Source organism: Photorhabdus temperata (genome assembly GCF_025384845.1).
Classification (GTDB): domain Bacteria; phylum Pseudomonadota; class Gammaproteobacteria; order Enterobacterales; family Enterobacteriaceae; genus Photorhabdus; species Photorhabdus temperata.
In genome coordinates this window covers 1-6,821 of sequence record NZ_JAJAFX010000099.1, presented here as the reverse complement: position 1 = coordinate 6,821, position 6,821 = coordinate 1, and the positions used below count along the sequence as shown (strand labels likewise).

At 51.9% G+C, this 6,821-nt stretch carries 7 protein-coding genes and 1 pseudogene; all 8 read right to left on the bottom strand.

The window, feature by feature from the left end:
- Positions 1 to 426, bottom strand: a pseudogene (locus LGZ99_RS22865) (ImcF-related family protein); the annotation flags it as partial.
- On the bottom strand, positions 407 to 1,552 hold the full coding sequence (locus tag LGZ99_RS22860; protein ID WP_046973923.1) for a KPHS_23130 family T6SS system protein: 1,146 nt from the start codon (positions 1,550 to 1,552) through the stop codon (positions 407 to 409). The pseudogene LGZ99_RS22865 and the gene LGZ99_RS22860, both read right to left, overlap by 20 nt.
- Positions 1,549 to 1,806: a PAAR domain-containing protein gene (locus LGZ99_RS22855; protein ID WP_046973922.1), complete on the bottom strand. Its 258-nt coding sequence runs from the start codon at positions 1,804 to 1,806 to the stop codon at positions 1,549 to 1,551. Before LGZ99_RS22855 ends, LGZ99_RS22860 begins: the two co-directional genes overlap by 4 nt.
- Complete coding sequence (locus LGZ99_RS22850; RefSeq protein ID WP_262979683.1) at positions 1,803 to 4,283, bottom strand: T6SS phospholipase effector Tle1-like catalytic domain-containing protein; 2,481 nt, start codon at positions 4,281 to 4,283, stop codon at positions 1,803 to 1,805. Before LGZ99_RS22850 ends, LGZ99_RS22855 begins: the two co-directional genes overlap by 4 nt.
- Complete coding sequence (locus LGZ99_RS22845) at positions 4,271 to 4,783, bottom strand: Tli1a family immunity protein (RefSeq protein WP_262979682.1); 513 nt, start codon at positions 4,781 to 4,783, stop codon at positions 4,271 to 4,273. The genes LGZ99_RS22850 and LGZ99_RS22845 overlap by 13 nt, the downstream gene beginning before the upstream one ends.
- Positions 4,784 to 4,834: 51 nt before the next feature.
- The gene (locus LGZ99_RS22840; protein ID WP_046973461.1) at positions 4,835 to 5,347 is read right to left on the bottom strand and encodes a Tli1a family immunity protein; all 513 of its coding nucleotides are present in this window, start codon (positions 5,345 to 5,347) and stop codon (positions 4,835 to 4,837) included.
- Positions 5,328 to 6,140, bottom strand: a complete 813-nt coding sequence (locus LGZ99_RS22835; RefSeq protein ID WP_228940472.1) for a toxin Tle1 chaperone Tla1 — start codon at positions 6,138 to 6,140, stop codon at positions 5,328 to 5,330. The genes LGZ99_RS22840 and LGZ99_RS22835 overlap by 20 nt, the downstream gene beginning before the upstream one ends.
- Before the next feature lie 3 nt (positions 6,141 to 6,143).
- Positions 6,144 to 6,821: DUF2345 domain-containing protein (locus tag LGZ99_RS22830; protein WP_262979681.1), on the bottom strand; the 678-nt coding region annotated here is incomplete at its 5' end.

Genomic DNA, 6,821 nt, shown 5'->3' with positions numbered 1-6,821 from the left:
TTGGGTGGTCAGCCCCGGCGCGATGGCTTCCACCTGTTCAGGTTCGCCCACCAACAACAAGATACGGACTTTATACCACCAGAACATCCCGTAACGACGGTACAGGCGATCGCCTAAATCACCATAATTATACGGTTTGCTGACGGGAAAAAGTGGCCGGGTATCCGGCTTCGTGTCAGTCACTTTGTTTTTGACAAACAACGTAACCGTGATAAAACCCAGCATACTCACCACCACCATGAGCACCCAGGCTATTCCACAAACCCGTAACAAATGATTGAACGTCTCGGTATCCGTGGTTTGGTGTTCTCCCCAAAACCACCATCCCAGGCCAACTAACGAAACCAACAGGGTAATGGTTCCCACCAGTAAGATGAGTGTATTCACCACTGAAACAGGTTGTAATTTATTCTCTTGCAGTGCCATAAGATTTCACTATTCCAAACGCTAAAGCATGTTGAGGATCACGGGCTAACCACCCACAGGGCTGGCCGGTATTTTCCGCCGAGATAGCCGCCAGTGTTTGCACCACGACCGCTTCCATCCCGCCAATATTGCCCCAATTGAGATCCTGCACATGTTGAGTGACATTCCAGCCGGTCTCTTCCAGTGAGGAAACCTCCGGCTGGGAAAACAGAAAACAGGGTTCCGGTGGCTGGGTGATATCCGCCTGCATCAGCGCCCGGGCCGCCACATCCATAACCTGTTCATCCTCTTGAGTCTGAAAATATTCACCGCGGGTCAACGCCACTTTGCCGGTTTTTTTCAGCAACCAAATAAAAGCCGCTTCACCCGCCGGCAAGGCTGACTCCGCCTCACTGACCACACACTGGCAACCTGCGCACAAAATAGTCGCCTGACTGCCTGTTGTCGCATTCAGCAGGTCAATCATCTCATCCAGGGTGTCAATACCGCGCCAGTATTGCGGCTGTTCAGGTAACACCACATCAGGAAACCGCACCGCCATCTGGGCGGCAAACCCCTGCCAGACAGCGGCAGAGCCCAGCCAGTAACAGTGCAGCGGCGTACACTTCAAGGATTCCTGATGCTGGCTTCGCCACTGATTCACCGCCATTTTCGCCAATTGGATTTCCCGTTGCTCACTATCCGAGACAAAAGAACGCAACAGGCGAACTGCCGGACCGGTTTTTTCCCTGAGGGGCTCCGGGCGACAATGGGACTGATTAATCACACTCAGCCACACATCAGGCGTGATCCCCAGCGGCCCGACCAACACCCAGTCCGCCAGCGCCATCTGCTGACGATGTTTGCGCCACCAACGTTGCTGCACCCACTCAACCTGTTGCTGATAAATCCAGGCGTTATGCCGGGCAAAACGGTAAAACAGCCAGCGGAATAGCAGACATAACAGCCATAACGCCGCCAGTCCGGGGATCATGGCGTACAAGGCTGAAGCGTCATCGATTTCAGGTCTTATCAGCGCGACGAGGTTACTGACCAGCAATACCCCTCCGGCGCCTGCTGCCAACCAGCGTTTAAAACGGGGAGGTGAAGCCTGACGATAAGGTGGAAAAAGGGGACGGGTTTTCATGACGCCACCTGATAATCGGGAAAAGAGCTGACTAACGTACAACCACATTCACAACGATGACCGTGTAATGCCACTGGCTGACCCTCTATCAGGCAGGATGCACTCCCCTGAGCAATGGTGGTCATGCCATGGCGGTTACACTTAACCGGATCACCCTTGCAGGCTATCGGTTGACCAAAACACAGATAGTGGCCCGACAATACTTTGCCGCCGTATTCGCGCAGGCTATCGCCCTGACGGATAACGTTCTTCATTTCTCCGGCCCCCCTGACGGGGTCGGTTCCAGCGTCTTTCCTGCCCAACGCGCTTTGAGATTCTCTTTGCCGATTTGCAATCGCCGCGCTTCGATAAACTGTCTCTGCTGACCGGTCACCTCGCCCACATGATGGGTGAACGCTTTCGTCTGCTCTGCGTCCGGTAACATGGGGATCAGTTCCCGGGTGGATAAATCGTGGGCGCTCACTTCCAGCTGAGTACAGTGAGCTTCGTCGATGGCATCCGCCACCATGTTGCCGACTTTTTTCCGTTTGAAGATAAACAAGGCACTGCCAACCGGTGACGCAGCCCCCACCACATTGCCGCTCACCGTCAAAAGCGACAGGGGTTTATTACACATTTTGCCGAAGTAAATCACCCGGTAACGGAAATAACCGCCCTCCGGCTCGCGCGTATCCAGCGTAGAGTACATAAACCATGCGCGGGAATCATGCACCTGATTGTCATACAGGTCGACCAGCAATGACTCCGGTGATTCTGGTTGACCGGTTTTTCCCGCCGGGATTGACCGAAAAAGCCGTTTGACCAATACCTCTCCCGCCGCTTTCATTTGCTGATATTCCTTATCCTCATCATCACTGTTCAACAGATAAAGGGCATTGCCCAGAATGTCATCAACAACAAATTGCTTCACACTGTGTATTTCACGCCGTTCTCCCCGGTAGTCACGGCTAAATTCCGCAGCTGCTTCCCGCAACTGATTCTGCGCAGTTTCCGGGTCAAAATCCGGCACTCCTGGGGCTAACACTGGGGGCTCTCCCCGTCCACCGCTAGAAGCGAAAGCCGTCCGCTGGGCTTTCCGTTGCTTTAACACCGCCTGCTGTTTTTCTTCCTGCGCCTGCTGACTTTGCTCATAGTGGGCTTTTTTCGCATCACGGTTAGGAGCTTCATGAAAAAACGGCGTACTGAGCAGTGTACCGCCTGCGTAACGGTTGATACGCCAGGCCGTCAGCCAGTCCAGCTGGTTTTTCATGGCCTGCTCCAGCGCCACAGCTGATCGTACCGGTTCAAAGCGGGCAGCTTCCTCTTCCGACAAGGGTTGTTTGGGCATCTCCAGGCCCAGGGTGACTTCACGCCAGGCGTTGAAGCGGTTGACAAGTTGTGAATCAATATTAAATTCGGCTACGAGTTCAAATGGCATTACACGCCACGTATCTTTAGATAAATCTTTAGGTAGAGATTCAGTTGGTACTTTCAATGGTGCTCCAACTTCAAACGCTGCCGCATACATTTCATGTAATGAGATTTGTGAGAGTAATAGATTGTCACGTTCTCCTATAGATTTACCCTGCTCTCCCGGTGGATAACCGCCCCCTAAATCAGAATGCACTCCGGGATAAATCACCTCAGTACTGCCTGTCGGGTAGGTACCATCTGAACGGCGAATGGAATCCATCGGGAAACTCAGTCGCTGTTCATGGGTCGAGACCAGATGCACACAGCGTTTCACCAACCCGCCGTAAGTCTCCTCCGATGGCAGCTCCTGCGTACCATCTGCCCAGGCCATATGGCCTTCAACGACAGGAACCACATGGCTCACCCCGACCGACGCCACCGTGTCAAACAGCCCGAGAAACTCCACACTGATGGGCAAGTTACACTCCGGGTCGGTTTCGTTTTTCGCTTGCAGACACTGCGACGGCTTCGAGTTATCCTCTTTGGGGGGCGGCAACAGTTCAGCCAGCCAGCTAACAAAGGCCCGTGCCTCTGCTGCCCCACGGGAGAAACCATACACATACAACTTCATCCCCAGCAGTTTGGATTTGCCCCGTCCCGGCTGGCTGCGGGCTATGACTAGCTCACGTTTTAAGCCAGAAAATTGCTTATAAAACTCGCCATAACGGTTATGCGCGCCCCCCAAGCCCAGCGTGTGCCATGTCGTGGCCATCGCCTCAAGGGATTTTTGACAAGCAGTATCATCAATTTTGTCGTTTGCTAATACGCGTTTTAATACATCAATCAACCGCAGCAACGCCCAGTTGATCCGGTCTTCACCCCGGTCAGCAGCAGCCAGTCCTAAAGTGGTGTAATCCAGATCATTAATTTCCGGGAAGGGGGTGCCCACACCGGGAATATAATACTTAAAGTACTTTCCACCAGTGCTGTCGATATCATCCAGCAACGGCTTACCTGACGCGCCACCCACATAACCAGCCCCAATCGTCGCCTGGAAAAGACGGGCAATATTGGTTGGGTGGTTAGGAACAGCCTGATAAAGGTCGTTATATAAATTATTGCCGGTCCCGTCAAAAAACAGGCTGACATGCAGGGTCTTACAACAGGGCGGCGCCACTCGACGATCCGCAGCCAGACAGAGCTCCTGATGGTAAGCTCTCTCTTGACTAATTTGTTGGCGGCAATTTTGCCTAATCAGGTAATCCCGAGCGGGCAACCGTCCCTGAGCAGGAAAAGGGGCGGGCAACCAGACAGCATCGTTATGATTTATTTCGGACATACTTTGGGCTCCTTCATTTTTAAAGGTTCTTTTATCGGATAATTGGGACTGTTATAGGTGTTGCAGGAGGTGGTGACTTTGACTTGATCACAGGGTAAGAAGTGCACCGTAATGCCACAAGTGCGCTGCCCGGTATAATCGGGCACCGGTACTACCCGACTATGTTGGCGTGTATAAGCATTCATTTTTTTTTCCCAAGCCAAATATTTATCTCTATCAGCGAACCCTGGGAATCCTTCCGAACCTCCTGCTCCAGTTTCCCAATCCACCCGGACCGTCATACCCGGTTTCCATTTCGCTGGCACGCTATAGCAACAGCCTCCTCCTCCGCCCTGATACGGTCCGATAATATCGATACCTGGCGAACCATCCACACTGAACCGATTAATTGCCCACTTGGTATGGTTAATCGCCTCAATGGTTCCCGCCTGCGCCGGAAACTGGCTACAGACAGCCAATAACAGACACAAAACCGCCAGCCTAAGCTGTTGTTTTTTCATCTTCGACTCCTTCACATGGGGGATAATCTGGACTTGAGATGCCTGTATGCATTACTTCGGACATACTTTGGGCTCCTTCATTTTTAAAGGTTCTTTAATTGGATAATTGGGACTGTTATAGGTGTTGCAGGAGGTGGTGACTTTGACTTGATCACAGGGTAAAAAATGCACCGTAATACCACAGGTGCGCTGCCCGGTATAATCGGGTACCGGTACTACTTGGCTATGTTGGCGCTTCTGGGCATCAATTTTGTTTTTCCATGCATAATATTTTTCTCTATCCGCAAAACCGGGAAAACCATCCATTTCCCCTACACCTGTCTCCCAATCCACCCGAACAGTCATCCCTGGTTGCCATTTATCTGGGGTCCGATAGCAACACCCCCCCCCTCCGCCCTGGTACGGTCCGATAATATCGATACCTGGCGAACCATCCACACTGAACCGATTAATTGCCCACTTGGTATGGTTAATCGCCTCAATGGTTCCCGCCTGTGCCGGAAACTGGCTACAGACAGCCAATAACAGACACAAAACCGTCAGCCTAAGCTGTTGTTTTTTCATCTTCGACTCCTTCACTGGGGGATAATCTGGATTTGAGATGCCTGAGCACGAATGATTCTCTGTCATCATCCAGTAAAACGTGGGTGTTTGATGCCTCTACCATCAGGGCATAGCAGCTATTGAACCGTTGTTCACCGGTGACTTCTGGGTATTCATCCGCATTGAGTTGCTGTGCAAGAAGATACGCATCAGAGACGCATAAGAGGTGTTCAAATTGCTCATCCGTCAGATCGATTTTTTCAATAGTTTCATTTGCTGGCCCTGAGTCGCCCGCCCCTAAAACAAATTGAGGAACACCGTCATGATCAAGCCAGCTCCAGAACAACGCGGGCCGGAGTAATTGCTGTTGCTGCTCCTCATCCAACACATGAGAAAACAGCACAGGAAAAATACGCGGATCAAAAAAGCGTAAAATACCCGCCTGTCCCGCGTATGCGGCATTCGTACATTGAATTAAATACCGAGACAACAGGTCAAATGACCATGACGAGCATAAAATCAGCAGCAACGGTTCTTCCCTTAAGCGCAGGATAATTTCCTGCATCCATTGCCGCTGGTCGGGGTGTGTCAAATCAATCCGGATCAATACCGGCGCATCATTCACCACCATCTCTTCGGGCAATCCCTGAAACAGCGAACACCATTTGATTTCAGGCGAAAAACTTTTCAACGCCGGGATCAGCGAGAACTCGCTCCCGGACTGATCCACGATGATATCGAGGCAATGCATACCGACATCCTTTGCTGACGCCTCAAGTGCGGCAATCCAGTCGGCTATTTGATCATCATTCATCGGTTATTTCCTCAAAACAAACCCTTGCGCCATCTCCTGCGCTTTTTTCAGACACTCTTTGCACACGGATTCAGGCAGATCAGGTAAGGGAAAATCCTGTTTCGCCGGGGCGTCCATTTTGTGCTGCCCTTTCAGGCTTAACAGGCCCGGCCCGTGAATTTCAATTTCACCCGCCGGAGACAGACGGATATACGCACCGCCACACGCCAATGTCAGGCCGTTTTTGGCGGTAATCTGTACATGGCCCTGGGTTGAATTGACCGTGACATCCTTTAATGCGGTGATACCCAGAACATCACCATGTGACTCCAGAGCAAACGGCCCTTTTCCCGACACCATACGCATCCCTTCGCTTTGCGCTAACAGGGAGATAGCTTTTGTCGCATTCACCCCAATTCGGCAGGCACTGGCGATATGTACTTCGCCCGCACTTTGGGCATAGAGCGCCTGACCACTTTGCACCATTACGGTCTGTGGGCTGACAATCCCTACCCCCTCCGGCGCACTGAGCAGCATGGCCGCCATTTTCAGTTGATCCACGCCCTGTAAATAGGTTTTCAGGCTCTCGGTATCCGGCTGATAATTCAGGTGGGTTTGAGTTACCGTTCCCCATTCCATTACCTGGTTGACGGCACCTTTGACCAGACTGATGGCCGAGTTCATCGCCAGTACTTCCCCGTT